The organism is Desulfovulcanus sp. (assembly GCF_982781345.1).
In genome coordinates, this window is record NZ_CEYAEZ010000143.1 from 1 (window position 1) to 1,525 (window position 1,525).

Sequence of the window (1,525 nt, forward strand, 5' to 3'; positions counted from 1 at the left end):
TGATTGTTTCTTCTTTTCCGTCTGATATTATCCTTGTATTAAAATTGCCCACAAACCCCTCTACATCCTTTATCTCTGCACCAAGGTAAATGGTTATATTCTTATCAGATTTCACACCCTTAATAAGTTCCTTTAATCTGCCTTGAATATCTTCCCCTTTCCATGTCTGATAAAGATTTCTTGCCTGCCCACCTAAGTATTTCTCCTTCTCTATAAGATATACCTTATGCCCTTGGGATGAGAGAGACTTTGCGGTTGTCATACCTGCAACCCCTCCTCCTACAACAAGCACGTCTCTATTTATATCCAGTTCTGTCTCCTTCAGAGGCTCCATAAGTGCAACCTTTGTCACTGCCATCCTAATAAGGTCCTTTGCTTTTTCTGTGGCATCTTCGGGGTAATCCTTATGCACCCATGAATCCTGGTTTCTGATATTCACCATCTCAAATAAATATTTATTGAGACCAGCATTTATAAGGGTCTCCTGAAACAAAGGCTCATGGGTTCGCGGACTACATGCAGCAACCACAATCCTATTCAGGCCTTTTTCCTTTATCAATTCAGTTATCCTATCCTGAGTATCTTGGGAACAAGTATAAAGATTATCCTCCACATATTCTACAAAAGGAAGGGTCTTCGAATATTCCTTCAAGGCAGGCACATCTATAACGCCACCAATATTTATCCCACAGTTGCATACAAATACTCCTATTCTGGGCCTCTCTCCAATAACATCCTTCTCTGGAGGAACCTCTTTTTTTCTTGTAAGAGTATCTCTTGCCTCATTTAATATGATCTGGGCCTCACATGAAGCAGCACTTGCCTCCATTACAGAAAAAGGTATATCCTTAGGATTAGAAATAGTCCCACATACATATATTCCTTCTCTTGTTAAAGAAACTGGTGAAAATGTACTTGTAGCAAAAAAATCATATTTTGTAAGATTTATCCCCATTCTCTCTGCTATGTTTATGGCCCTCTCTGATGTTTCAAATCCTACAGAAAGGACCACCAAGTCAAAAGTTTCAATATTAACATCCCCATTATCATCCACATATGTCATCATCAAATTTTGCGTCCCGGGCTCCTCTTCTATTGTATGTATCCTTGATCTAATAAACCTAACACCCTCTTCTTTTGCTCTTTCATAGTATCTCTCATAATCCTTTCCATATGTTCTCATATCCATGTAGAATATGGCGCAATCAACTCCAGGTGCATGTTCTTTGGCAATTACTGCTTCTTTTACTGCATACATACAGCACACAGCAGAGCAGTAGGTATGGGTATTCACATCACGGGAGCCTACACACTGGATCCATGCTATCTTTTTTGGCTCTTTGCCATCTGATGGCCTGAGCAGCTTTCCCATGGTGGGACCAGATGCAGAAAGGATTCTTTCAAATTCAAGGCTTGTGACTATGTTGGGGTATTTTGGGTAGTGGTCTTTTATCTTGTTGGTGTCAAAGATCTTTGTCCCTGATGAGAATATTATTGCTCCTGTCTCTATTTCTATCTCTTCTTT

At 39.9% G+C, this 1,525-nt stretch carries 1 protein-coding gene; it reads right to left on the minus strand.

All coding sequences use genetic code 11. The features are described 5' to 3' along the window. Positions 1 to 1,525 (minus strand): FAD-dependent oxidoreductase (locus AC3WVG_RS11745; protein WP_488798304.1); only part of this gene is annotated, 1,525 nt, incomplete at both ends.